Genomic DNA, 25,458 nt, shown 5'->3' with positions numbered 1-25,458 from the left:
GCTTAAGCCAGTTCTGGCTGTTTCACGTAGGTCTGTTCCAGCAGGAAGGTGAAGCGGCTGAAGGCATCGTTGGCGGCTTGTTCCAGCTCGGCATCTTCCTCTGGGGTGAGTTCGACGCTGTCGAGCATTTCGATAAAGCTCTTCCAGTTACGACCACGGCCTTCGGCAGGTTCGCCCATGTGACGGGCACCGTGGGTTTCGCTAAGACCCAGCAGGCGGGCTTGCTTGATCAATACGCCCGCGCCCAGCTTGGAGCCTTCGGACACAAATACCCAACCCAGTGCCTGCGCCTTGCTCGGTGCATTGACCGCGCCGGCAACCGGGGTCGGCAGCTCGACGCCCAGGTCGATCAGGTCAGCCTTGATTTGCTCTGCGCGGCAGCGCTCAGGCAAGTTGGGGATGTGCTGGGTCAGGCGTGGATCGGTGTGCAGCGCGGCCAGCTCAGTCAGGAACAGGTACTGGGCGGTCGCGAAGTGGGTGTAGTTTTCGAGGCTGCCAAAGGGGTCGCGGCCCATGACTTTCTCGCCCAGGGTGTCGTGAGTCTCACGGGTGGCGAGGGTCAGGCGCTTGGAGCGCTCGGAAGGACGCGGTGCGGAATCTGGAGTGGTCATGCCAATATCCTTGAGAATGAGATGCGCTTTGTAACTAGACGATCAGGAAGACGGATCACAGTAAAAAATCCTCACTGCGCAGAACAAAAGTCTGCGCAGTGAGGCGCGCGGTCAGATATCCCAGACCAGATTGATTGCGAAGTTGCGGCCCGGAGCGGTCAAGCGCTCCATATTGGCCGGGTTCAGCACACCGGCTTCGCCCACGCTGTCGTAACCGCGCACGTCATCCCAGTTCCAGTATTTCTTGTCGGTCAGGTTGTACAGGCCAGCATTGACGGTGACGTCCTGGGTGACCTTGTAGAAACCGGTCAGGTCGAGCACGCCATAGCCCGGCGACTTGAACTGTTTGCTGGTGCCATCCGGGGAAAAGAAGGTGTTGTCGTCGACCTGGTTTTTGCTCTTGACCAGTGTCCAGCTCACCAGACCACCGTAGTTCTGTTGCTCGTAGCCCAGGCCCATGACGGCGGTCAGCGGGTTGACGCTGTTGATCGGCTGACCAGTGTCGTTGTTGCGGCCGTGGGCATACGCCACCGAACCCTTGGTGTAGAGGCCCTGCGGTGCGCCGAAGGCGTCCAGGTTCAAGCGGCCTTTGACTTCAGCCCCCTTGATGGTGGCGTGCTTGATGTTATTGCTCTGGAACGCAAGTTCGTTGTAGCCGGGGGTGATGGCGTCTTCATTGATGAAGTCGCGGTATTTGTTATAGAAAACTGCGACGTCGAATGACCCCGCCTCAAAGTTGCCGCGCAGGCCCGTCTCGTAGCTTTTGCTTTTTTCCGGTTCCAGATTCGGGTTTGGCTCGACTGTGTAGCCCGCCTGAAGGTTGTCATAGCGGCCATACAAGGCCTTGGCGCTTGGGGTGCGGAAGCCTTCGCTGTATTGGCCGTACCACGTGTAGTTATCGTTGAACGCGTAGGTCACGCCAAATTTGGGCGACAGCCGATGCCAGACTTTTTCATCGTCATTCACCGTGCCTCGCTGGTCACTGTTGACGGTATTGAGGAATTCCTGTGTGACGTGTGGCGTCAGCTTGGTGTAGTCGTAGCGAAGACCGGGCATGAAGGTCCAGTCGTTCCAGCTGATCTGATCCTGGGCGAACAGGCTGTAGGTGTTGATGGTCGGGTCGGGGAAGTCGCTGGACTTGACCAGATAATCGCTCGGGCTGTTGGCGCCAACAGCCGTGCAGCCTCTGCCCACTGCCAGGCAGGTGCCCGAGCCGCTGCGCGAACCGGTGACATTCTGATGCTTGACGGTGGCGCCATAGGTCAGCAGGTGATCGGTGTCGGCAATATGGAAAGCCTTGTCCGCCTGGACGTCCAGTACCCACATTTTTTCTTCATATTTAGTGTTGCGCGAGCGCATCACATTGCGGGTGAAGGGGAAGTAGTTTTCCAGGGTGTTCTGGTCGGTCTTGGCGATCTGGTAGTTCAGGCTCCACTTGAAGTGATCGGTCAGCATGGTGTCGAGAACCATGCTGTTTTCCACACCGAAACGTTCGCGAGTGATGGTGTCCTGGCCGGTTCGGGAGCGATACATGCCCAGCGGCTGGCCGTTGTTGAACGGGCCACCGACGGCACTTTTCACATCGATATCGGTACGGTCCTTGTACTTCTCGTAGGTGAAGGCCAGGCGATCGTCATCGTTGTAGTTCCAGCCGGCCTTGGCCAGCACGTTGGTGGTTTTCACGTCTTCGGGGTTGGCCGCGGTCCGGGAGAGGCCGGTGCCGCCGTGATCGCCATAAGATTTGGTTTCATGTCCGTCGCGCTGGCTCAGGTGCAGCAAACCATCGAATTCACCCGAACGACCGGCCACCGTGCCGGATTTCAGCCAGCTGCGATCGGCCGAGCTGTAGCCTGTTTTCAGGCGGGCACCGACATCCTGGCCCGGCTTGATGATGTCATCCGGGTCCAGGGTGAAGTAGCTGACGGCGCCGCCGATGGCGTTGCTGCCATACAGCACTGACGCCGGACCACGGAGGATTTCAACACGCTTGATGATTTCCGGGTCGACGTAGTTGCGCTGGGTCTTGGCGTAAGGGCCGTTGAAGAACGAGCTGGGGATTTCAACGCCATCAATCTGGGTCAGAATCCGGTCGCCATCGATACCGCGGATATTGTAATTGCTGATACCGCCGCGCTGACCGGCGCCACCTACCGTGACACCCGGCTCATAGCGCACCAGATCCTTGATGGTATTGACGTTATCGCGGTCCAGCTCCTGGCGGTCATGGACGGTGACGGTGCTGGGCACCGAGTTCACGTCCTGTTCCTGGCGAGTGGCGCTGATGGTCACTTGTTGCAAGGCCAGGGTGCCGGTGGAGCTGCTGCGCTTTTCCAGCACAATGTTGTTGTTGCCCAGTTTGCGGTAGCCCAGGTTGGTACCGATGAGCAGACGTTCAAGGGCTTTTTCCGGGGGCAGGGAGCCGCGTACGCCGGGCGAGGACACATTCTGCGCCAGCTCTGCCGGCAACCCGACCTGCCAGCCGGTGACGGCGCTGAAATCGTTCAGGGCAGACGCCAGCGGCTGCTGGGAAATCGCGAATTTGTAATTGCCCACGGAGCGGGTGGCCGACTGCCCATCGGTCGCGGCCATGACGGGAGCCGCCTGTACACCGGCCAGGAGCATGGCAGCGGTCAACAACGACAACGTGCACTGCTGCAAACCGCCCGTGCGGACGTTGGATGAGGACCGGCTGTTGAAACGAGTGGGCATTGATAGCGCTCCGTGGTGAACGAATCTTATAGTTGCGAAGCTGATTCAAAATGCGAATCAGTTGCATTGACTACAACGAGACGAACGACCTGTGGCTATCGCGTAAAAAAACTTACAACTAATTAAGAATGACCAGCGCGGGGAATTCCGAGATGTTGCTCGAGGTGATGTGGGCGAGTGAGCGCAGGATGTCCAGCGGCTGGTCGAGCCGGTAGTTTCCGGTCACTGCAATGCTGGCCAGTTTGTCGTTGTTGCTGACGATCCATCCGGGGTAATAGCGGCGCACTTCATCCAGTACTTTGCCCATCGGGCAGTTTTCAAACACCAGACGCCCTTGAACCCAGGCCAGGTCGGTCTGGGGGTTGAGCCTGGCGGTCTTGCTGAATCCGTTGGGGCCGATGCGCACGCTGTTACCGGCAGACAAGCGCATTTGCGTGCCGACACTGCTCACCCGCAAGTCAACATCGCCGCGTTGCACCCGCACTTGGGCTTCGCCATTGAGGTAGCTCACGGCAAAGTCGGTATCGCGCACACTGACACGCACGGGGCCAGCATCAAGAACCATGGGCAGTTCCAGGTCGGCCGGGATTTCGAAGTACGCTTCGCCCTGGTACAGGCGAGCGCTGGCCTGGGCATTGACCACTTTGCTGGAGAACGCGGAGTTGGTGTTAAGCAGTACTTTTGAACCGTCTTCCAGTTGCAGGCGCTGGCGCTCGCCGACCACGGTCAGATGATCGGCTTGCAGTCGCAAGGGCACATTGCCGTAACTGCCGACACAAAGAATCACGACCGCCGCTGTTGCCAGGTGCTTCCAGTGCCGCCCGATGCGTTGCAACAGGCGTGGCGTGCGGCGGGTTTGCAGGGTTTGTGCGGCAGCCAGAACCGGCTCTCCATTCCAGATCGCATTGGCTTTGGCAAAGGCGAGGGCGTGGGCAGGGTCGGCATCGAGCCAGTTTTCGAAGGCGGCTTTTTGTTCGTCGCTCGCACACTCAAGGGTGATCAGCCAGTCCAGTGCCTGATCCATGGCGCTGTCTTGCAGCACGTCTTGCGCAGAATTATGAGTGTCCGGCACGGGTGTTCCTTGGCAGTTACAGAGCGTTCTTACAGGCATAGCCCGTCAAGGTTAAGGCCGATTCAGCCTGTCGGCTACCCCGATGCAGATTGCCATGATTAATTTGAGCTCCTTTTGAACCGTGCTCAAGGACACATCAAGCTCTTCGGCAATCTCTTGATAACTGCAGCCATGAAGGCGGCTCAGGATGAAAATTCGCTGTTGGCGGGCGCTTAGCTGGCTCAGGCTCACACTCAAACGCTCCAGTAATTGCGCGGCTTGATGGGCTTCTTCCGGGGTGCTGAGAGGGGAGGCGACGCCTTCGATGATTTCCAGCGGCACATCTTCGACGACGGTGCGTGACTGAATGCGCCGGGCGCGCAGATGATCGAGCGCGAGGTTGCGTGCGGTCTGGAAAACAAAGGGTTCAAGGTGTTCGACGGAGCGCTCGCTCAAGGCCCGCGTCACGCGCAAGTAGGTTTCTTGCAGCAAGTCTTCGGCGGTGCTGTGGTTATTGACCATCCGCTCCAGCGTGCGCAGCAAGGTGACCCGCTGGGTCAGGAAGACTTGATTGAAGTGGGACTGACTCACAGTGCTACCCGACCGATTTTGAGCGAATGATAATGCTTATCATCTATGCCGTTGGTCAAGCGCTGTTTTGAAAAGCCATGAAATCGCCCTTGCCTTGAGGCGGGCTTGATTCTGTGGGAGCGGGCTTGCTCGCGATACAGGCTACCCGGCTGGTCAGGCTGGCCGGTCAGAGGCCATCGCGAGCAAGCCCGCTCCCACAAAAAACAAATCAGACGCGGCCTTTGAGGTACGCGCTGTAATCCGGGATGCGGTATTCGTGGGGCTGGCTCATCAGGGGGCTGCTGAGCAGGTAGTCTGCGCTGCACTCATTGCAGGCCACCGGAATGTTCCAGACCGCAGCCACCCGCAACAAGGCCTTGATGTCCGGATCATGGGGCTGGGGTTCAAACGGGTCCCAGAAAAACACCAGCATGTCGACCCGCTGCTCCGCGATCCTGGCGCCCACCTGCTGATCGCCGCCCAACGGGCCGCTGATCATGCTTTCGATCGGCAGCCCAAGGCGTTGGCTCAAGAGCAGGCCCGTGGTGCCGGTGGCGCACAGGTCGTGCTGGCTGAGTTCCGATTTGTGGCGCTCGGCCCAGTCCAGCAAGAACCCCTTGCAGTGATCATGGGCCACCAGGGCGATGCGCTTGCGCGCCGCCAGGGTGGCCGTGGTGAAGCTGATACCGATCATCGCGTTACTCCGCGTTGCACAGCGCCAGGCAGTTATCGAGCATGCGGTTGGAGAAGCCCCACTCGTTGTCATACCAGGCCAGTACTTTCAACAGTTTGCCGCTGACTTTGGTGTGATTGGCGTCGAAGATCGACGAAAGCGGGTTGTGGTTGAAGTCGCTCGATACCAGCGGCAGGGTGTTGTAGCCCAGAACTTTGGAGTGCTGGCTGGCTTCCTTGAACAGCGCGTTGACCTCAGCCGCGGTGGTTTCGCGCTTGAGCTCGATGGTCAGGTCAACCAGCGACACGTTGATCACCGGAACCCGAACGGCCATGCCGGTCAGCTTGCCGGCCAGCTCAGGCAATACCAGGCCCACGGCTTCGGCGGCACCGGTTTTGCTCGGGATCATGTTCTGGGTGGCCGAGCGCGCACGGTACGGGTCCGAATGATAAACGTCGGTCAGGTTCTGGTCATTGGTGTAGGCGTGGATGGTGGTCATCAGGCCGTTTTCAATGCCGAACTCGCGGTGCAGGATTTGCGCCACAGGTGCCAGGCAGTTGGTGGTGCAGGAAGCATTGGAAATAATTTGGTGGGATTGGCGCAGAATGTCGTGGTTAACGCCGTAGACCACAGTCGCATCGGCATTTTTACCGGGTGCAGAGATAATCACCTTACGGGCACCAGCGCTAATATGCGCTTCAGCTTTGCTGCGATCTGTGAACAAACCTGTGCATTCAAACACCACATCCACTTTCAGCGCCGCCCAAGGCAGTTCGGCCGGGTTGCGAATGGCGGTCACGCTGATGCGGTCGCCATTGACCGTCAGGCTCTCCTGATCATGCTCGACAGTTGCGTCGAACGTGCCGTGAACCGTGTCGTACTTGAGCAGATGAGCGTTGATCGAACTGTCACCCAGATCGTTGATTGCGACGATCTGCAGGTCCTGACGGTAGCCTTGGGTATACAGTGCGCGCAGGACGTTACGGCCGATCCGGCCAAAACCATTGATTGCGATTCGTAGAGTCATGGAAAGCGCCTGCCATCGATTTGTTGTTGGAATTACAAGATTATTCGCATAAAAATAGAAAACAAGCCATTTAAGTGGCAATATTTTGTTTTATCTACAACGAGTGACCTGAATCAACGGGTCCGAATGGTCGAAGTCGCTCCTCAAAGCCCTTCGGTCAGCATAGGACACGTACAGGTCGCCACATCCGTTAGCCTGGAGTTCAACACATGCATCCCCGCGTTCTTGAAGTCACCGAGCGTCTTATTGCCCGCAGTCGTGCCACCCGTGAGGCGTACCTGACGCTTATTCGCGGTGCCGCCAGTGACGGCCCGCAACGCGGCAAGCTGCAATGTGCCAACTTCGCCCACGGCGTGGCCGGGTGTGGCGCTGAAGATAAAAACAGCCTGCGGATGATGAACGCCGCCAACGTCGCAATTGTTTCGTCATATAACGACATGCTGTCGGCGCATCAGCCCTACGAACACTTTCCTGAGCAAATCAAAAAAGCACTGCGTGAAATCGGCTCGGTGGGCCAGTTCGCGGGCGGCACGCCGGCCATGTGCGATGGCGTGACCCAGGGCGAGCCGGGCATGGAGCTCAGCCTGCTGAGCCGTGAAGTGATTGCGCTGTCGACGGCCGTGTCGCTGTCCCACAACATGTTCGATGCGGCAATGATGCTGGGCATATGTGACAAGATCGTGCCGGGCCTGCTGATGGGCGCGCTGCGCTTCGGTCATCTGCCCACCATCTTTGTGCCGGGCGGGCCGATGCCGTCGGGTATTTCCAACAAGGAAAAGGCCGACGTGCGTCAGCGTTACGCTGAAGGCAAGGCCAGCCGCGAAGAGCTGCTGGAGTCGGAGATGAAGTCCTATCACAGCCCTGGCACCTGTACGTTTTACGGAACCGCCAACACCAACCAGTTGCTGATGGAAGTCATGGGGCTGCATTTGCCGGGTGCTTCTTTCGTCAATCCCTACACGCCATTGCGTGATGCGCTGACCCGCGAAGCCGCTCATCAGGTCACTCGCCTGACCAAGCAAAATGGCGACTTCACCCCGTTGGGCGAAATCGTCGACGAGCGCTCCCTGGTGAACTCCATTGTTGCGCTGCATGCCACTGGCGGCTCTACCAACCACACCCTGCACATGCCGGCGATTGCGATGGCCGCGGGCATTCAGTTGACCTGGCAAGACATGGCGGACCTGTCCGAAGTGGTGCCGACCCTGTCCCACGTGTATCCAAACGGCAAGGCCGATATCAACCACTTCCAGGCCGCTGGCGGCATGGCGTTCCTGATTCGCGAACTGCTGGAAGCCGGCCTGCTCCATGAGAATGTCAACACGGTGGCGGGCTTCGGTCTGAGCCGTTACACCCGCGAACCGTTCCTGGTGGATGGCGAGCTGGTCTGGCGCGAAGGCCCGATCGAGAGCCTCGACGAGTCGATTTTGCGTCCGGTTGCACGTGCGTTTTCGGCCGAGGGCGGGTTGCGGGTGATGGAAGGCAACCTGGGGCGCGGCGTGATGAAAGTCTCGGCGGTAGCGCTTGAGCATCAAATCGTCGAAGCCCCGGCACGGGTATTCCAGGATCAGCAACAACTGGCCGATGCGTTCAAGGCCGGTGAGCTGGAACACGACTTTGTGGCCGTGATGCGCTTTCAGGGCCCGCGTTCCAACGGCATGCCCGAGCTGCACAAGATGACGCCGTTCCTGGGTGTGTTGCAGGATCGGGGCTTTAAAGTGGCACTGATCACTGACGGACGCATGTCAGGCGCCTCGGGCAAGATTCCGGCAGCGATTCATGTCAGCCCGGAAGCTTCGATCGGCGGCGCTCTGGCCCGTGTTCAGGACGGCGACATGATTCGCGTGGACGGCGTAAAAGGAACATTGCAACTGTTGGTGGATGAGGCAGAATTCGCGGCGCGCACCCCGGCAATCGGCACTCTGGATAATGCCGTTGGGTCCGGGCGTGAGTTGTTTGCGTTCATGCGACAGGCCTTCAGTTCGGCCGAGCAGGGCGCGAGTACCTTTACCTCGTCTCTGGAAAATCTGAAATGAAGCTTGCACTGGTCGGTGACATTGGTGGAACCAACGCCCGGTTTGCGTTGTGGGATAACGACCAGCTGCGCTCGGTTCGTGTGCTGGCAACAGCTGATTTCGCCTGCCCGCAAGAAGCCATCAAGCTTTACCTGAGCGACCTGGATCTGGCCCTGGGTGCTGTGGGTTCGGTGTGCCTGTCAGTGGCAGGTCCCGTGAGTGGCGATGAGTTTCGCTTTACCAACAACCACTGGCGCTTGAGCCGGTCGGGGTTCTGTAAGGACCTGCAGGTCGACAATCTTCTGTTGATCAACGACTTCAGCGCGATGGCCCTGGGCATGACCCGCCTGCAACCTGAAGACGTACGCCAGGTGTGCCCTGGCATCCCGGACCCGACACGACCCGCCGTGGTTATCGGGCCGGGAACCGGGCTGGGCGTGGGCACCTTGCTGAACCTGGGTGAGGCACAGTGGATGGCCTTGCCGGGGGAGGGTGGTCACGTTGACCTGCCCATGAGCAACCCCCGTGAAGTGCAGTTGTGGCAGCACATTTACAACGAAATTGGCCATGTGAGTGCTGAAAGCATTTTGAGCGGCAGCGGTTTGCCGCGGGTCTATCGGGCGATTTGCGCGGTGGATGGCCATACGCCGGTGCTGGACAGCGACCGTGCAATCACGGCAGCGGCCCTGGCCGGTGACCCGGTCGCCCTGCAGGTGCTGGAACACTTCAGTTGCTGGCTGGGGCGTGTGGCGGGCAACAATGTATTGACCATCGGTGGGCGGGGCGGGGTCTATATCGTGGGCGGGGTCATCCCGCGCTTTGCCGATATTTTCCTGGCCAGCGGCTTTGCCCGCAGCTTCGCCGACAAAGGCTGCATGAGTGACTACCTCAAGGGCATCCCGGTGTGGCTGGTGACAGCACCGTATCCGGGATTGATCGGCGCGGGAGTGGCGTTGCAACAGGCATTTGGCTAAAAGCCATGCACACACTGTGGGAGCGGGGTTGCTCGCGATAGCGCAGACATCGAGTCGCTTGCATCGCGAACAAGTCCGCTCCCACAGACGTGATAAAAACAATAAGGAACATCACTGTGAGTGCACCCGGCAAATCCATTTTGCTGGTCGATGATGACCAGGAAATTCGAGAACTCCTTGATATCTATCTCACCCGCGCCGGTTTTCAGGTGCGTACCGTGGGCGATGGTGCAGGCTTTCGTGAAGCACTTGATGGGGCCGCCAGTGATCTGCTGATCCTCGATGTCATGTTGCCCGACGAAGATGGCTTCAGCCTGTGCCGATGGGTGCGTCAGCATCCGCGCTTTGCCCAGATCCCGATCATCATGCTCACCGCCAGTTCTGACGAGGCCGATCGCATCATTGGCCTTGAGCTGGGCGCCGACGACTACCTGGGCAAACCCTTCAGCCCCCGTGAACTGCTGGCACGAATCAAGGCATTGCTTCGCAGGGCGCAATTTGCCAATACCAGTTCGGGTAACGAAGTCCTGGCGTTCGAAGAGTGGCGACTGAACACCGTGACCCATCGACTGTTCCATACCGATGGCGAAGAGGTGATTCTGTCCGGGGCTGATTTCTCGTTGCTCAAGCTGTTTCTGGATAACCCGCAACAGATTCTTGACCGCGACACCATCGGCAATGCGACCCGCGGTCGGGATTTGATGCCTCTGGACCGAATTGTCGACATGGCCGTCAGCCGCTTGCGCCAGCGTCTGCGCGACACCGACAAGCCCCCCCGGTTGATCCGTACCGTACGCGGCAGCGGCTATCAGTTGGCGGCTCAGGTCTTGTCAGGCAATGACCTTTAATTTCCTGCGCAAATGGCACATGCCCCGCTCATTGCTGGGGCGTATGTTGCTGCTGACGTTGCTTGCCATTTTGCTGGCGCAAACCTTGTCGAGCGCGATCTGGCTGTCGCAGTTGCGCACCACGCAACTCGAAGGGCTGGTCAACAGTGCGCGCAGCATGGCGCACTCGATGAATGCGACCGTGGCTTACCTGCGCTCCTTGCCGCTGGCCTATCGTCCGCTGGTGCTGGATCAATTGCGCAGCATGGGCGGAACACGGTTTGTGGTGAGCCTCAATGACAGGCCCCTGGACATGCCCGTATTGCCGCCGACCCAGCGCAAACAGGCGGTGCTGGACGCCGTGGACAAGGTGTTGCGCGAGGCGGTGGGACCCGATGTCGACATGTCGGTGACGTTTGTCAGCCCCCAGGACCTGCGCATTTTCAATGCGGGCCTCAAGCTCGATGAGTTGCCCCGTTCCTGGGCGCATTTCGCCTTGACGCTTGAGCCGGTCAATCCACCGGTGCTGGTGACGCAAATCCAGATGGTGCCGGGCGAGTGGCTGTATATCGCGTCCCTGTTGCCGCAGCCGTACACCAGCCTCGAAGAAGAAGGACTGCCGGCATTGCAGGTGTGGTTCATCGTGCTCAGCAGCGTCTTTTTATTGTTGTTCATCGGCTTGCTGGTGCATTGGCAAAGCCGCCCGCTCAAGCGTCTGGCCCGGGCGGCCCGCGACATGTCGCTGGGTGAGGATGAGGTCAAGCCGGTCGAGATCGGAGGCGGCAGTGAGGTGGTCGAAGTGGGGCGAGCCTTCAACACCATGCGGGCTCGCATCAGCCGTTATCTGACCGAGCGCAGTCAGTTGTTCAGCGCCATTTCCCATGACCTGCGCACCCCGATCACCCGCCTGCGCCTGCGGGTCGAACTGCTCGAAGACGAGCAGTTGCAGCACAAGTTCGGACGCGATCTGGATGAGCTGGAGATGCTGGTCAAGGGTGCGCTGCAGTGCGTGAAAGATACGGACATTCACGAAAACATCGAGGCAGTGGACTTGAATCACCTGCTCGACTGCTTGATCGAACCGTATTTGCTCCCCCAGGGGAACGGTCGCGTAACCCTTCAGGGGCGAGCCCTCAAACCTTACCCCGGCAAGCCGCTGGCCCTGCGCCGCTGCATGGGCAACCTGATCGACAATGCCCTCAAGTACGGCAACAACGCGCACTTGCGTATCGATGACAATGAGCAGGCCTTTGTGCTGACCGTTGATGACGAAGGACCGGGGGTGCCCGAGCAACGCCTGGAGCAAGTTTTCGAGCCTCACTTCCGCCTGGCCGGGCAGCAGCAGGGTTACGGGCTGGGGCTCGGGATTGCCCGCAGTATTGCCCATAGCCACGGTGGTGAAGTCAGTCTGCAAAACCTGCGCGTGGGCGGCCTGCGGGTCACTTTGCACTTGCCGCGAAATGGCGATTGATCGACTGGCTCGCCTGTTCGGCACTGATGGGTAGCAAGGGTTCCAGTGGGCGGTCTGAGGCCACTTCCATCATGGGCTTTGGCTGGCGGTGACTGCTCATCGCGGCGTTGATACGGTTTTCGCGCACCCGCCTGCTGGTCTGACTGAAGTGCAGCTGCAGTTTTTCCATGGCCACGTCATAGGGTTCGTTGCACAGGGTCAGTTGCCTCTCGCGCTCTTGCAGCGCCAACCGCTTGGCCTCGTCATCGCCGTAGCGATCCACACGAAAACTCTTGCTCAGGTTGTAACCGTGAATGCGGGTCGTGGCGCGCCAGTAATGGATCTGGTTGGCGTGCACCCGGTAGACCCCGGGATGGCCGCTGGTGTTGTGGCGTGTCAGGCGTTGACGATTTTCATAGGTGAGGGGCTGGGGCATTTCCAGCACCAACTGGTTGCGCAAATGTTCAGCTGCATCCAGGGCCGCGGCCTCACCGCCATACTCGGCGAAGTCGAAATGGTGGACATGCACTTTGCCTGAGCGCCGGATGTTCAGTTTCCAGGCGTAGCGGCAACCGTCCGGATACTCCATCGGGCAAATGAAACAGTGGTTCTGGGCCGTTGCTCGATATTTCTGCATGAGTCTCATCTCCTGATGGGTGCCTGCATCCGTTCTTGAAACGTGGCGATGTGTTGCAGACTCGCTGAAGTTTTTTACAGGTTCAACGTGGGAAAACGACTTCGGGATGCGTCCTACAGTCAACGCAGAAAATGCCTTACGTGGCTTTGGGGCAGCTTTATGGCTTACAGGGAAGCAGAGTCAGACATCGTTGAAATATCCTCGGAACCAAACGCCCTCACCCTGCTTCTGTGTCACCAGGTTGTGACATTTGAGCGTCTCTTCGTTACGTGCGGGCAGACGGTGATGGATACACTCTTTGGCAGCGCAAGCAAAAAGACTTGCACAGCTATAACAACAAGAAAGGTCCAGACATGAATTCATTCAATCGCCTCGCCGTTGTCATTTCTCTGGCTACATTATTCCCCCTGGGTGCTTATGCCGCTGCCCCTGCCGACTCCAAAGGCACGGTTGAAGTGGTGCATTGGTGGACCTCCGGTGGTGAGGCCAAAGCGGTTGATGTGCTTAAAAAGCTGATCGAAAAAGACGGTTACACCTGGCAGGACAGTGCCGTGGCAGGCGGTGGCGGTGCCGCCGCCATGACCGTACTGAAAACCCGGGCCGTCTCCGGCAACCCGCCTTCAGCAGCACAAATCAAAGGCCCTGACTTGCAAGAGTGGGGCGCGCTCGGTTTGTTGACCAACCTCGATGAGGTTTCCAAGGCCAATCACTGGGACACCCTGCTGTCGAAAACTGTCTCCGACACCATGAAATACGACGGCCATTACGTGGCTGTACCGGTGAACATTCACCGGGTGAACTGGTTGTGGATCAACCCCGAAGTCTTCAAGAAGGCAGGCATCGACAAAGCGCCAACCACCCTTGATGAACTCTACGCGGCAGGCGACAAACTCAAGGCCGCGGGCTTTATCCCTCTGGCCCACGGTGGTCAGCCGTGGCAGGACAGCACGGTCTTTGAAGACCTGGTGCTCAGCGTCATGGGGCCAGATGGCTACAAGAAAGCTTTCGTCGATCTAGACGAGAAAACCCTGACCGGCCCCCAGATGGCTGAAGTTTTCACCCACCTGAAAAAACTGCAGGGCTACATGGACCCGGATGGCACCGGTCAGGACTGGAACCTGGAAGCCGCCAAGGTGATCAACGGCAAGGCCGGTATGCAGATCATGGGTGACTGGGCGAAAAGCGAGTGGGCTGCTGCGGGTAAAAAGGCCGGCACTGATTTTGAGTGCGTGCCATTCCCGGGCACCCAGGGCAGCTTTACCTACAACATCGACTCGCTGGCGATGTTCAAACTGTCGGCCAAGAACAACACGCCAGGCAATATCGCCGCGCAAAACGACGTGGCCAAAGTCGCGCTTGAGCCTGAATTCCAGTACGTGTTCAACCAGAACAAAGGCTCGATCCCGGTACGCAGTGACCTGGACATGAGCAAGTTCGACAGCTGTGGTCAGGCCTCAGCCAAAGACTTCGCCCAAGCGGGCAAGGCCAACAGCCAGCTGCCGAGCATGGCGCACAACATGGCCACTTCACTGGCGGTGCAAGGCGCGATTTTCGACACCGTCAGCAACTTTATGAGCGACAAGAGTGCTGATCCGGCCACTGCCGGGAAAAAGCTCTACTCGGCCATCAAGTCCGCACAGTAATTCGTTGATCTGACCTGCCACGCCTGCGCGTGGCTCCCCCTTATCCCTGGTTGTGCGGCATCTGCGTGTGCAGATGCCGGCATACCCTCTCGGGAGTATTTCGATGAGTTCCGTGGCTGTGTTCAGCAAGGCCTCGCCGTTTGATGCGCTGCAACGCTGGTTGCCCAAGCTGGTCCTGGCACCGAGCATGCTGATCGTATTGGTTGGCTTTTATGGCTACATTTTTTGGACGTTCCTGCTCTCGTTCACCAATTCCAGCTTTATGCCCAGCTACAAATGGGTTGGCTTGCAGCAATACGCACGACTGATGGACAACGACCGCTGGTGGGTCGCCAGCAAAAACCTGGCGGTTTTTGGCGGGATGTTCATCGTCATCAGCCTGGTGATCGGCGTGTTTCTGGCCATCCTGCTCGACCAGCGGATTCGCAAGGAAGGCTTCATCCGCACGATCTACCTGTACCCGATGGCACTGTCGATGATTGTCACCGGTACGGCCTGGAAGTGGCTGCTCAACCCGGGCCTGGGCCTGGACAAAATGCTCCGTGACTGGGGCTGGGAGGGTTTTCGTTTTGACTGGCTGCTGGATCAGGACCGGGTGGTGTACTGCCTGGTGATCGCTGCGGTGTGGCAGGCTTCGGGATTTGTGATGGCGATGTTCCTGGCCGGATTGCGCGGGGTCGATCAGTCGATCATTCGTGCGGCCCAGGTCGACGGTGCGAGCTTGCCGACCATCTACCTGCGCATTGTGTTGCCGAGCCTGCGCCCGGTGTTTTTCAGCGCCTTCATGATCCTTGCGCACATTGCCATCAAGAGCTTCGATCTGGTGTCGGCAATGACCGCCGGTGGTCCGGGATATTCCTCCGACTTGCCAGCCATGTTCATGTACTCCTTCACCTTCAGCCGTGGGCAAATGGGCATTGGTTCTGCCAGCGCGATCATGATGCTGGGAGCGATTCTGGCCATCCTCGTGCCGTATCTGTATTCCGAGCTGAGGAACAAACGCCATGACTAACATGACAAGCGGCATCGGCGCGTCCCGATTCACCTTCAGCCGCCTGGCCATTTACGCCACCCTGATTCTTGCTGCGGCAGTCTATTTGATCCCCTTGGTGGTGATGCTGCTCACCAGCTTCAAAAGCCCGGAAGACATCCGCACCGGCAACCTGTTGAGCTGGCCGCAAGTGATTGACGGCATTGGCTGGATCAAGGCCTGGGACACGGTGGGCGGGTATTTCTGGAACTCGGTCAAGATCACCGTGCCTGCGGTATTGATCTCGACCTTTATCGGGGCCATGAACGGCTATGTGTTGTCGATGTGGCGTTTTCGCGGCTCACAGCTGTTTTTTGGCTTGCTGCTATTTGGCTGCTTCCTGCCGTTTCAAACCGTGTTGCTCCCGGCCTCGTTCACCATCGGCAAGCTCGGGCTGGCCAATACCACCACCGGCCTGGTGCTGGTGCACGTGGTGTATGGCCTGGCCTTCACCACGCTGTTTTTCCGCAACTACTACGTGAGCATCCCGGACGCACTGGTCAAGGCAGCACGGCTGGATGGCGCGGGTTTCTTCACGATTTTCGGGCGAATCCTGCTGCCGATGTCGGTGCCGATCGTGATGGTCTGCCTGATCTGGCAGTTCACTCAAATCTGGAACGACTTTCTGTTTGGTGTGGTGTTTGCCAGTGGTGATGCGCAGCCGATTACGGTGGCGTTGAACAACCTGGTCAATACCAGCACCGGCGCCAAGGAATACAACGTTGATATGGCTGCGGCCATGATCGCGGGGCTGCCGACGCTGCTGGTTTACATCTTTGCGGGCAAGTATTTTCTGCGCGGGCTGACGTCCGGCGCGGTCAAGGGGTAAGGCATGGCGACTCTCGAATTACGCAACGTGAATAAATCCTACGGCAAGGGTTTGCCCGACACGCTGAAAAACATCGAACTGAAAATCGATGACGGCGAGTTCCTGATTCTGGTGGGGCCTTCGGGCTGCGGTAAGTCGACCCTGATGAACTGCATCGCCGGTCTTGAAACCATCAGCGGCGGGGCGATCCTGGTGGACGATGCCGACATCAGTGGCATGAGCCCCAAAGACCGTGATATCGCCATGGTGTTCCAGTCCTACGCGCTGTACCCGACCATGAATGTGCGGGACAACATTGCCTTCGGTCTCAAGATCCGCAAGATGAGCGCGGCGGCGATCGATGAAGAGGTGGCGCGGGTTTCCAAGCTGCTGCAAATCGAACACCTGCTGACCCGCAAGCCCGGCCAACTGTCGGGTGGTCAGCAACAGCGCGTGGCCATGGGCCGGGCGCTGGCGCGGCGGCCCAAGATCTACCTGTTTGACGAACCGCTGTCCAACCTCGATGCCAAGCTGCGGGTCGAGATGCGCACCGAAATGAAACTGATGCACCAGCGCCTGAAAACCACCACCGTCTACGTCACCCATGACCAGATTGAAGCCATGACCCTGGGCGACAAAGTGGCCGTGATGAAGGACGGGATCATTCAGCAGTTCGGTACGCCCAAGCAGATCTATAACGACCCGGCCAACCTGTTTGTGGCGAGCTTTATTGGCTCGCCACCGATGAACTTCATTCCCCTGCGCCTGCAACGTCGCGAGGGCCGCTTGCTGGCCTTGCTCGACAGCGGCCAGGCACGCTGCGAACTGCCGTTGAGCATGCAGGACGCGGGGCTTGAGGACCGTGATGTGATTGTGGGCATACGCGCCGAGCAGATTGTACTGGCGCCCGCAGAGCCCAATGGCTTGCCCGTCATTCGCGCCGAAGCCCAGGTCATCGAGCCTACCGGCCCGGACACCCTGGTTTTTGTAAACCTGAACGGGAGCAAGGTCTGCTGCCGAATGGCCCCTGATGATGCGCCTCAGGTGGGTCAAAGCCTCAATTTGCAGTTCGATCCAGCCAAAGTGCTACTGTTTGATGCGAATACGGGCGAGCGTCTGGGGGCGATGGGTTCGCCTCAGACGCTTGGCCGGGCTGATAACGTGGCGCAATTCAAGGGTCGTTAAGTCAACAGGGAGCCTGTTACCGGGCCTCCTTGAGTGGTGCCGCGTTATAGAAAGCCAATAAGAAAACAACGAGGATTAAAGGGATGACTAACAGAATGACCCGTACCCGTCTGGCCTGCCAGCTATCGGCGATTGTCGCGCTAAGCCTGGGTGCAAGCAGTGTCTACGCTGACGAAGCGTTCAGCGCCGATTCGAAATGGATGACCGGCGACTGGGGCGGTGAGCGAACCAAACTGATCGAGCAGGGCATCGACATCAAGGCCGATTACGTCGGTGAAGTCGGCGCCAACCTGCATGGCGGTTACAACGATGACAAGACGGCGCGCTACAGTGACCAGTTCGGTCTGGGCGTCGCGCTGGACCTGCAGAAGCTGTGGGGCTGGGACAATACCCAGGCCAAGATCCAGCTCACCAACCGTAATGGCCAGAACATCTCCAATGACCGTATCGGCGACCCCCGTGCCGGTACCCTGAGCTCCTCGCAAGAAGTCTATGGCCGTGGCCATATGGTGCGTTTGACCCAATTGTGGATTCAGCACCAGTTCCTCGACGGCAAACTGGACGTCAAGGCCGGTTACTTCGGTGAAGGCGAAGACTTCAACACCTTCCCGTGCGAATTCCAGAACCTGGCGTTCTGTGGCTCCCAGGTGGGTAACTGGGCCACCAACGTCTGGTACAACTGGCCGGTCAGCCAGGCGGCACTGCGGGTGAAATACAACATCACCCCTGAGCTGTATGCCCAGATCGGCGCGTACAACCAGAACCCGTCGCAACTGGAACACGGCAACGGCTTCAAACTCAGCGGCAGCGGCACCAAGGGCACGGTGTTGCCGGTCGAGCTGGTCTGGTCGCCGAAGGTCAACGACCTGCCGGGCGAATACCGTGTTGGTTACTACAAGAGCACGGCGCCTGCCGATGACGTGCGCGTCGACATCACCAGCACCGGTCAGGACTATCGTGTACGCGACAGCAAGCACGGTTACTGGTTTGTGGTGCAGCAGCAACTCACCAGCCACAACGGTGACTCGTCACGCGGTCTGAATATCGCGGCCAACGCCACTTTTCACGACAAGGCCACCAACATCGTCGACAACTACCAGTCGCTGATGTTTGTGTACAAGGGGCCTTTCGATGCCCGTCCCAAGGATGACATCGGCATTGGCGCCGCCCGCATCCACGTCAATGATGACGTGAAGAAAAGCGCCGAGCAGATCAACGCCTCCATTGGTGCCACCGATTACAACGATCCGCTGTACTCGCCACTGCGCTCCACCGAGTACAACTACGAACTCAACTACGGTTTTCACGTGACCAACTGGCTGACCGTGCGTCCAAACCTGCAGTACATCACTCACCCGGGTGGTGTGGACAAGGTTGACAACGCACTGGTGGCCGGTCTGAAGATTCAGTCGACGTTCTAAATGCGCTAAGCTCCTTGTTTTTCCAGCGGATAGCCTTGGCTATCCGCTTTTTTTCGGGGCTGCACACCTCGGCGCATGATTTTCAGGACTGCGGCACATGCATGAGCATCCGCTTCACCGTTTTTTCAAATCCAGGCGCGAGCAGCCGGTCTTCCAATGGGAGCGTTTTCAGCAGCGCGACGTGCTGGTGATCGATCACCCCCATTGCCAGGCGGTGTTCAGCCGTCAGGGCGCGCAGCTGCTGCATTTTAAGCCAACCGGGCAAAAGCCCTGGTTGTGGTGCGCTGCCAAGTGGCCGCAGGTGGGTGCGATTCGCGGTGGAGTACCGATTTTCTGGCCCTGGTATGGCCGCCACCCCAGTGAAAACGCATGGCCATCCCATGGCTGGGCGCGGTTGATCGACTGGAAACTGCTCGATAGCAGCAGCGACGAAGAAGGGGTGACCCTGCACTGGCGCTTGCAGTTGTGCGATTGGCAGGTCGATTTACATGCGCGACTGGGCGAAGAAATGGAACTGCGCTTGAGCACCGAGCATCAGGACGATGAGCCTTGCCAGGTCAGCCAGGCCTTACGTGCTTACTGGCGCATCGGAGATGTTGCCAAGGTAGCGCTGTCTGGTCTGGACGGGGTGCACGGCTACGATCAGTTGAATCGTGAGGTTTGTCAGCAGCAGGGTGAATTGCGGGTGGCGGGCGGTTGTCAGCGCGTGTTCCAGCATGACGGAGAAATGCAGCTCAATGATCACGCCTGGCAAAGGGCGCTGAGCATCGATACCGGGCATCAGGCCAATACGGTGGTCTGGCATCCGGGCAAACGACCCTTGCTGGGCGTGAGCTGGAATGAGGTGATGGGTTTTGTGTGCGTGGAGTCCACCAGCGGTGGCATCCACAACCAAACCCTGGCGCCGGGGGAGCAGGCGCATTTGAGTTTGCAGGCGCGGGCGAGGTTAGTGGGAGTTTGAGGTGGCGTGTGGTTAGCCAGATTTAACTTTAAGCCCAGTGGTACTCCCTGTCGGCGCGCGCGCACCGGCAGGGGGCTAAGCTGAAAGGGTTATATGCTTAAAGATTTACATCGCTGGCTATTAACTTTCTATGTCAAACATAGGAGACAGACCATGTTCAGCACCACTGGCGCCTTTAACCGAAACACACCCCAACTCGTGGTCCATGACAGTCGTGGGTTGGTGATCCGCAACGTCCGCTACCATTGCCACCCCGATACGCCAACCCAGACCGATGAACGTATCACCCGTCATGCTTATAGCGCTCCGGGAGCGCTGGTGCAGAGCACTGACCCGCGGTTGTTCGCCTTGCGGCAGGTCGATCCAACGGTTAACCCCAATTTTTCCTACAGCTTTTCACTGACTGGTGAAGTACTGCGCACTGACAGTGTGGATGCTGGCACCACCCATGCATTTGGTGATGCTGGAGGTCGTCCGGTATTTGATGTCTCGGCGACGGGCCTGCTGCGTACTTTTGGGTATGAGAGCCATGAGCTGTCAGGCCGTCTGATTGAAATTACTGAACAGGCCAAGGGCCAGGCGGCTCGAGTGACGGAGCGTTTTTTCTGGGCCGATCACACCCAGGCCTATCGGGATCACAACCTGGTTGGGCAATGTGTGCGTCATTACGATACTGCCGGGCTTGATCAAACCAACAGCATTGCCCTGACAGGGATATCGACATCGGTCAGCCGTCAGTTATTTCAGGAACCGCAGGACGCCAACTGGCTGGGCACAGACGAATCTGCCTGGAAAAACCTGCGGACCAACACCCTGTTCACCACTCGCAATATCCCTGACGCAACGGGTGCAACCCTTGCTCAGATTGACGCCTGCGGTAACGTTCAGCGTTTGGCATACAACATTGCCGGGCAACCCAAGGGCAGTTGGCTGACGCTCAAGGGGCAGGCAGAGCAGGTGGTCGTGGTGTCGCTGACGTACTCGGCCCAAGGCAAAAAACTGCGCGAAGAACACGGCAATGGCGCAGTGACCACCTACAGCTATGACGCCGCGAGCGAGCGGTTGGTTGGTATCAAGACCGAACGTCCTGCCGGGCACTCAAGCGGTGCCCGCCTTCTGCAAGATCTGCGTTATGACTACGACCCGGTGGGCAATGTGGTGCTGGTACACAATGATGCCCAAGCCACTCAGTTCTGGCGCAATCAAAAAGTCGTACCGCAAAACACCTACCTCTACGACAGCCTGTACCAACTGGTACAGGCCAGTGGACGTCAGATGGCCAGTATCAACCAGCAAAGCAGCACGCTTCCTTCCCCGCTTATCCCGCTTCCCGTCGATGACAGTGCTTACACCAACTACACACGCACCTACACCTATGACCGCGGCGATAACCTCCAGCGCATCCGCCACAGCGCCCCGGCTACGGGCAATAACTACACCAGCGAAATAACGGTCTCTTCGCGCAGTAACCGCGCAGTGCTGGCTTCGCTGACATCAGCCCCCGATGCAGTAGACGCATTGTTCGACAGTGGCGGGCATCAGTTGCAGCTGTCCCCTGGGCAGCATCTGAACTGGAGTGCCCGAGGGGAGTTGCAGCGGGTCAATCCGGTGGTGCGTGAGGGCGCTGTATCGGACAGTGAACAGTATCGTTATGCCAGTGACGGCATGCGTATCGAAAAAATTAGCACCCAACTCAGTGGCAACACTACCCAAACACAGCGGGTAACCTATCTGCCAGGGCTGGACCGGCGTACCACCTATGCAGGCGATACCTTGCAAGAGGAGCTGCACACGATCACGTTAGGCGAGGTGGGCAGGGCACAGGTTCGAGTACTGCACTGGGAAGCCGGGCTTGCAGCCAGTAATGATCAGATGCGCTACAGCTATAACGACCTGATCGGCAGTTGCGGGCTGGAGCTGGATGCAAACGGCGAAATTATCACCCTGGAAGAATTTTATCCGTTCGCAGGAACGGCGGTCTGGGCTGCTCGCAGTCAAACGGAGGCTGATTGTAAAACCATCCGTTTTTCAGGGAGGGAACATGACGCAACGGGGTTGTATTACTACGGTCATCGCTACTATCAAAGCTGGGTTGGCCGATGGTTGAGTGCTGACCCGGCCGGTACAGTGGATGGCCTGAACCTGTACCTGATGGTCCGGAACAACCCCGTGACCTTTAAAGATGTATTGGGGTTGGGATTGGAAGATGAAAACAAGGGGGCTGGCGCCGCACCTAAAGTGTTGAGCAACGTGTTCACACCTGAAGTCTTTAAAGTGCCTTTTGCGTTGATAGATTCCCTGGCCGAGAAACTTGAACTCACCAAAGATAAGCCGAAAAAAAATATCCTGTATATCAGCGCCAAAGCCAATCCGTTCTCAATTGACATGAGCGAGAAAGCAACGGCTGAGTTTGCCAGTAAAAAGATGAGTTACCTGACGCATAAAGGTCATCAGGTCACCGGGGCTTATGTGAACTCGGTGAAGGAGTTGACGGACACCTGGAATGCAATTGGTACGGGACAACTGGCAGACATTGACAAGGTTATTCTTGATTATCATGGCTCCATCAGCCCGAAACGAGGTCACCAAAGTTTAGTCGTTCTGGGAAGTACCAGTGAGCTTTTGGATAAGGATGCCATTGGCAAGCTGGAGAGCAAGTCATCGGTCAAAACGGTATCTTTGTATATCTGCTACAGCGGGTTTATAGACAACTTCAATCCCGCTGTCGGCTTTCTGGAGAAACTGACGGATGAGGATGCTTATGCAGTGGGCTTTGATGCCCAAGGTGACAATGACATGAAGACGATGAAGGTTTATCGCCATTCAGACTCGGGTGCTCAATTTGATAATGCCTTGAAAGCACTGGGCATAACCCGAGGTCAGGTCGGACGCGTCAAGTATGTAAAACAATCCGCTACGGAGGTTGAGCTTCAGTATCAACGGGGTCGAGATCAGGTCAAGACGACGGTTGAATTACGCAAGTACTTTGGCTGACCGCGGCACTGTGAACAGGTATAGCAACAGCGGTGAACCTCATGGTTCACCGTTACCTTGCTCGACCAGGATCAGCCTTGGCTCATGCGGGTAGCTTCAGACATAGTAGTGAGTCACGACAGGCACTGAACTTGTACTGGCTGCTTTTGGCGCGGGTCCTTTATAAGACAAATGTGTTTTTGAAAGTGTAAGGCTGTGAGGAACCACTATTTGTGGTCGAAACAGGCTGTTCATGACCTCGCTGACTTGCCCGGAGGCTTGAAGCGTAAAGGCGTTGTCTTTTGTATCGCTGCCGAACTGTTGTAACTCGCCCACGATTCTTAATGCCAGCCCTTCAATCATGTCCTTTCCTACAAAAACGGATGACAGGATGGTGTTTGATTCGGCGGATCTGAAAAAAGTGTCTTTATCTTCACGTGCTACCCAGCCGGGTTTATCCGTTCCAGGCCGTTGATCCACTTGTGCAAGATCCATCAACTCCACATGCGTGTACGGGTGGCGTTCCTTCAACGATCCCATTGGCGCTCTGAACCGGTGCTCACCAAATCGGCTTTTTTCTTTACGACCCGTGACTCCGGCCTCAAGTGAAAAGAACACAAAGTCATTGGTTGCGAAACTGTCCAGATCGAGAAGATCGGTATTGTTTCTGTTGAAGCTGATTTTATTTTTTGTCAATTGTTTGCTCGAGAGCAGCGTGAGCGAGCCTTCGCTGTCACGGAAGTCCTTGTTTGAAAAGTGCACGATGTCAAACAGTTCATCCTGGAATCCCTGCACGAATTGGCTTTCTGCGGGTGACAATTCAAGGTTTTGCCTGAGGTTCATAAGGTTTTCGCCGGATAACGTTTTGACCGCAGAGAAGGGTTCTCCCCGGCTCCTTAAATCCTCCCAGGCCTCTCCTTGATTGACCATGTGGCTGTAAGCATCGGCGACCTCTTTAGGCTGATTACCGTCTTCATCCACGAAGCGCAGCGGGTTATTGCGTAGCATCCGATAGAGATTCAATCCATCCACTGTTCCCGCTGGATCCGGGCTGATCCAGCGTTGCAACCACGGTGCGTAATACCGTGCGCCGTAGTAATACAGCCCTGTGGCATCGCGCTCTTTGCCGGAATAACGCAGGGTTTTGTACCTGGCCTGCACGGCGCTACGAGCGGCCCACCAGGATGTGCCGCCGTAGGGGTAGTAACTTTCCTGGCTGATCAGTTCTCCCGCGTGATCCAGTTCCAGGGTGCTGCTGCCCAGGTGATCCCCCAGGCTGTAGCGCCACTGATCGGGCTCAGCCTGCCAATGCAGCACCCGGACAGGGTTGCGACCGGCCTGGGTCGTCACGACACGTAACTGTTCGCCCGTGGTGGGTGTGCGAATTTCCAGACCTGGCAAATACAGCACCTCAATGACCTGTTCACCGCCACCGGTCTTGGCCCGGCGTACCTTGCGCACGCGCTGGCCCGTGCCGTCATAGATATAGGTCTCGACATCGTCGTCCCGGCCATCAGGTTCCTCGCGTACCACTTGCGTGACCTGATGCAGTTGATTGCGAGTATTCCAGTGCATGAGCTGCCCCGGTGCCAGTGCCTGTTGATTGCCGTTGGCATCGAAACCACTGGCAAACTCCGGGGGTACTTCGCCCTTGAGCAGGCTGCGGTTGCTGTGCTCTGCTACCACCATCTGGCGCAGATAAGTGTTCCCGGCGCCAGCATCATGTTTGAGTGAAGTCAGGTTGGCTCCGCTGTCATAGGTGTAAGTCTGGGTGTAATTGCGCCAGTGGCTGTCGTCCCTGGCGCCGAAAATCTCCAGTCCCGGCAGTTCAGGTCCGATACGTTGGCTGGCGTTTTCCCGGCCCGTGGCTTCGATCAGTTGGTAGAGGGTGTCGTAACGGTAGGTGCTGATTGCCTCAACCTGTTGTTGGGCAAACCACTGTACGGGCTGGGCCAGGTCTTCGATGCGCTCGATATTGCCCACCGGGTCGTACTGGTAGTGCAGGTCTTGCAGCAAATGACCTGTCGAAGTGCTGGCCTTGAGGCTTATCAATCGGCCATCGAGCGCTGAATAGCGGGCGATGGTCTGCACATTGTTGCCTGCTTGTTCGGTTTCCACCTGATCGAAAGCGTTGTATTCGCAGCTTTTGAGCAGGGGCATGCCATCCAGTTGCGAGGCACGAGGGTGACTGGCAATGTCGAGGTTAAACGTCTCGATGTGGCCTGCAGCATCGGTTTGCACCTTCACCGCGCCCAGTGCGTCGTACTGCCAGCGGGTGCTGTAACTGGCGGTCTGGAGCGGGGCATCCGGCCAGTGGGGAGCGCTCAGTGAGACGCAAAATCGCCGGGTCTCAATCAGTGGCTGGCCGGTTACGGCGAACGCTTCATGCCACAAACTGCCGGCTGGATCGTCGTGACGCAGCATGCGGCCACACCGGTTGCGCTGAGCATCTTCAGCGTTATTTTCGGCATAGATAAAACGTTCGACGCACTGCTCTACATTGTCGTCAGCCCCTTTTTCAAACAGTGCAACAGGACGCAGTTGCTCATCGTAGTCCAGGCGCATGAAGCTTTCACGCCCGTCCCAACTGTTCACGGCCTGTGCGGCCGCGTTGTAGAAACTGACACGCCAGCCTGTATCCACCGAATCACTGCGCAGCTCCTGCCCAGTCAGGCTGAAGCGGGTTCGCTGATTGGCCTCCGACAGTCGCGCATCCCATTGTTCGGTGAGATGACCCAGCGCGTTATACCGTTGCCGCGTGGTGTGGGCCGCTGGTGTCTGACTGATGTCCCGGCGATGGTAAGCCACGCTGCGCAGCAGGGCTGCCCGCGGATCTATCGAGATCAGTAATGGCGTTTTTTGGTGCAATAGATAAGTCATCGTTGCCATGCCT

The 25,458-nt window shown here is 57.9% G+C and carries 19 protein-coding genes; 11 read left to right on the top strand and 8 right to left on the bottom strand.

Annotated features, from left to right (window positions below; all coding sequences use genetic code 11):
- Nucleotides 1-2: 2 nt before the first annotated feature.
- The 6 genes from AACY07_RS01270 to gap form a co-directional block, all read right to left on the bottom strand.
- Complete coding sequence (locus AACY07_RS01270) at nt 3-611, bottom strand: biliverdin-producing heme oxygenase (protein WP_133077261.1); 609 nt, start codon at nt 609-611, stop codon at nt 3-5.
- 111 nt (nt 612-722) lie between these two features.
- Nucleotides 723-3,320, bottom strand: coding sequence for a TonB-dependent hemoglobin/transferrin/lactoferrin family receptor (locus AACY07_RS01265; RefSeq protein ID WP_133077262.1), 2,598 nt, complete (start codon nt 3,318-3,320; stop codon nt 723-725).
- Between the two features lie 118 nt (nt 3,321-3,438).
- Nucleotides 3,439-4,344 (bottom strand): FecR family protein, encoded by a 906-nt coding sequence (locus AACY07_RS01260; RefSeq protein ID WP_339473431.1) that lies wholly within the window; start codon nt 4,342-4,344, stop codon nt 3,439-3,441.
- A gap of 99 nt (nt 4,345-4,443) precedes the next feature.
- Complete coding sequence (locus AACY07_RS01255) at nt 4,444-4,962, bottom strand: RNA polymerase sigma factor (protein ID WP_339473161.1); 519 nt, start codon at nt 4,960-4,962, stop codon at nt 4,444-4,446.
- A gap of 208 nt (nt 4,963-5,170) precedes the next feature.
- A complete protein-coding gene (locus tag AACY07_RS01250) occupies nt 5,171-5,635 on the bottom strand; it encodes a methylglyoxal synthase (protein WP_219262910.1) in 465 nt (154 codons plus the stop codon).
- Nucleotides 5,636-5,639: 4 nt separating this feature from the next.
- The gene (gene gap, locus AACY07_RS01245) at nt 5,640-6,641 is read right to left on the bottom strand and encodes a type I glyceraldehyde-3-phosphate dehydrogenase (protein ID WP_019822319.1); all 1,002 of its coding nucleotides are present in this window, start codon (nt 6,639-6,641) and stop codon (nt 5,640-5,642) included.
- 209 nt (nt 6,642-6,850) lie between these two features.
- Here gap and edd point away from each other — a divergent pair, with 209 nt between their 5' ends.
- The 4 genes from edd (at nt 6,851) to AACY07_RS01225 (ending at nt 11,928) form a co-directional block, all read left to right on the top strand.
- Nucleotides 6,851-8,677 (top strand): phosphogluconate dehydratase, encoded by a 1,827-nt coding sequence (gene edd, locus AACY07_RS01240; RefSeq protein ID WP_133077267.1) that lies wholly within the window; start codon nt 6,851-6,853, stop codon nt 8,675-8,677.
- On the top strand, nt 8,674-9,630 hold the full coding sequence (locus tag AACY07_RS01235; RefSeq protein WP_133077268.1) for a glucokinase: 957 nt from the start codon (nt 8,674-8,676) through the stop codon (nt 9,628-9,630). The genes edd and AACY07_RS01235 overlap by 4 nt, the downstream gene beginning before the upstream one ends.
- A gap of 116 nt (nt 9,631-9,746) precedes the next feature.
- Nucleotides 9,747-10,478 carry a response regulator gene (locus tag AACY07_RS01230; RefSeq protein WP_133077269.1) on the top strand — a complete coding sequence of 244 codons (732 nt, stop codon included), beginning with the start codon at nt 9,747-9,749 and terminating at the stop codon, nt 10,476-10,478.
- On the top strand, nt 10,468-11,928 hold the full coding sequence (locus AACY07_RS01225) for an ATP-binding protein (RefSeq protein WP_339473158.1): 1,461 nt from the start codon (nt 10,468-10,470) through the stop codon (nt 11,926-11,928). Before AACY07_RS01230 ends, AACY07_RS01225 begins: the two co-directional genes overlap by 11 nt.
- Here the strand turns inward: AACY07_RS01225 and AACY07_RS01220 are convergent.
- Nucleotides 11,897-12,544, bottom strand: a complete 648-nt coding sequence (locus AACY07_RS01220) for an AP2 domain-containing protein (RefSeq protein WP_339473156.1) — start codon at nt 12,542-12,544, stop codon at nt 11,897-11,899. The genes AACY07_RS01225 and AACY07_RS01220 overlap by 32 nt on opposite strands.
- Nucleotides 12,545-12,897: 353 nt before the next feature.
- On the opposite strand from AACY07_RS01220, the gene AACY07_RS01215 reads away from it, so the two are divergent.
- The 7 genes from AACY07_RS01215 (at nt 12,898) to AACY07_RS01185 (ending at nt 22,586) form a co-directional block, all read left to right on the top strand.
- Nucleotides 12,898-14,187: an ABC transporter substrate-binding protein gene (locus tag AACY07_RS01215; protein WP_133077272.1), complete on the top strand. Its 1,290-nt coding sequence runs from the start codon at nt 12,898-12,900 to the stop codon at nt 14,185-14,187.
- A 103-nt stretch (nt 14,188-14,290) separates the two neighbouring features.
- Nucleotides 14,291-15,199, top strand: coding sequence for a carbohydrate ABC transporter permease (locus AACY07_RS01210; protein WP_019822330.1), 909 nt, complete (start codon nt 14,291-14,293; stop codon nt 15,197-15,199).
- 1 nt (nt 15,200) lies between these two features.
- On the top strand, nt 15,201-16,046 hold the full coding sequence (locus tag AACY07_RS01205) for a carbohydrate ABC transporter permease (RefSeq protein WP_326398999.1): 846 nt from the start codon (nt 15,201-15,203) through the stop codon (nt 16,044-16,046).
- 3 nt (nt 16,047-16,049) lie between these two features.
- Nucleotides 16,050-17,210 carry an ABC transporter ATP-binding protein gene (locus AACY07_RS01200; RefSeq protein ID WP_133077273.1) on the top strand — a complete coding sequence of 387 codons (1,161 nt, stop codon included), beginning with the start codon at nt 16,050-16,052 and terminating at the stop codon, nt 17,208-17,210.
- 83 nt (nt 17,211-17,293) lie between these two features.
- Nucleotides 17,294-18,631: a carbohydrate porin gene (locus tag AACY07_RS01195; protein WP_339473153.1), complete on the top strand. Its 1,338-nt coding sequence runs from the start codon at nt 17,294-17,296 to the stop codon at nt 18,629-18,631.
- Between the two features lie 97 nt (nt 18,632-18,728).
- Nucleotides 18,729-19,592, top strand: a complete 864-nt coding sequence (locus AACY07_RS01190) for a D-hexose-6-phosphate mutarotase (RefSeq protein ID WP_339473152.1) — start codon at nt 18,729-18,731, stop codon at nt 19,590-19,592.
- 153 nt (nt 19,593-19,745) lie between these two features.
- A complete protein-coding gene (locus AACY07_RS01185; protein ID WP_339473151.1) occupies nt 19,746-22,586 on the top strand; it encodes an RHS repeat-associated core domain-containing protein in 2,841 nt (946 codons plus the stop codon).
- 96 nt (nt 22,587-22,682) lie between these two features.
- Here the strand turns inward: AACY07_RS01185 and AACY07_RS01180 are convergent, their stop codons facing one another.
- A complete protein-coding gene (locus AACY07_RS01180) occupies nt 22,683-25,445 on the bottom strand; it encodes an RHS repeat domain-containing protein (RefSeq protein WP_339473150.1) in 2,763 nt (920 codons plus the stop codon).
- Nucleotides 25,446-25,458: the final 13 nt, after the last annotated feature.

It is taken from the genome of Pseudomonas sp. RL_5y_Pfl2_69 (assembly GCF_963970465.1).
GTDB lineage: Bacteria > Pseudomonadota > Gammaproteobacteria > Pseudomonadales > Pseudomonadaceae > Aquipseudomonas.
This window is presented reverse-complemented; position numbering and strand designations above follow the sequence as displayed.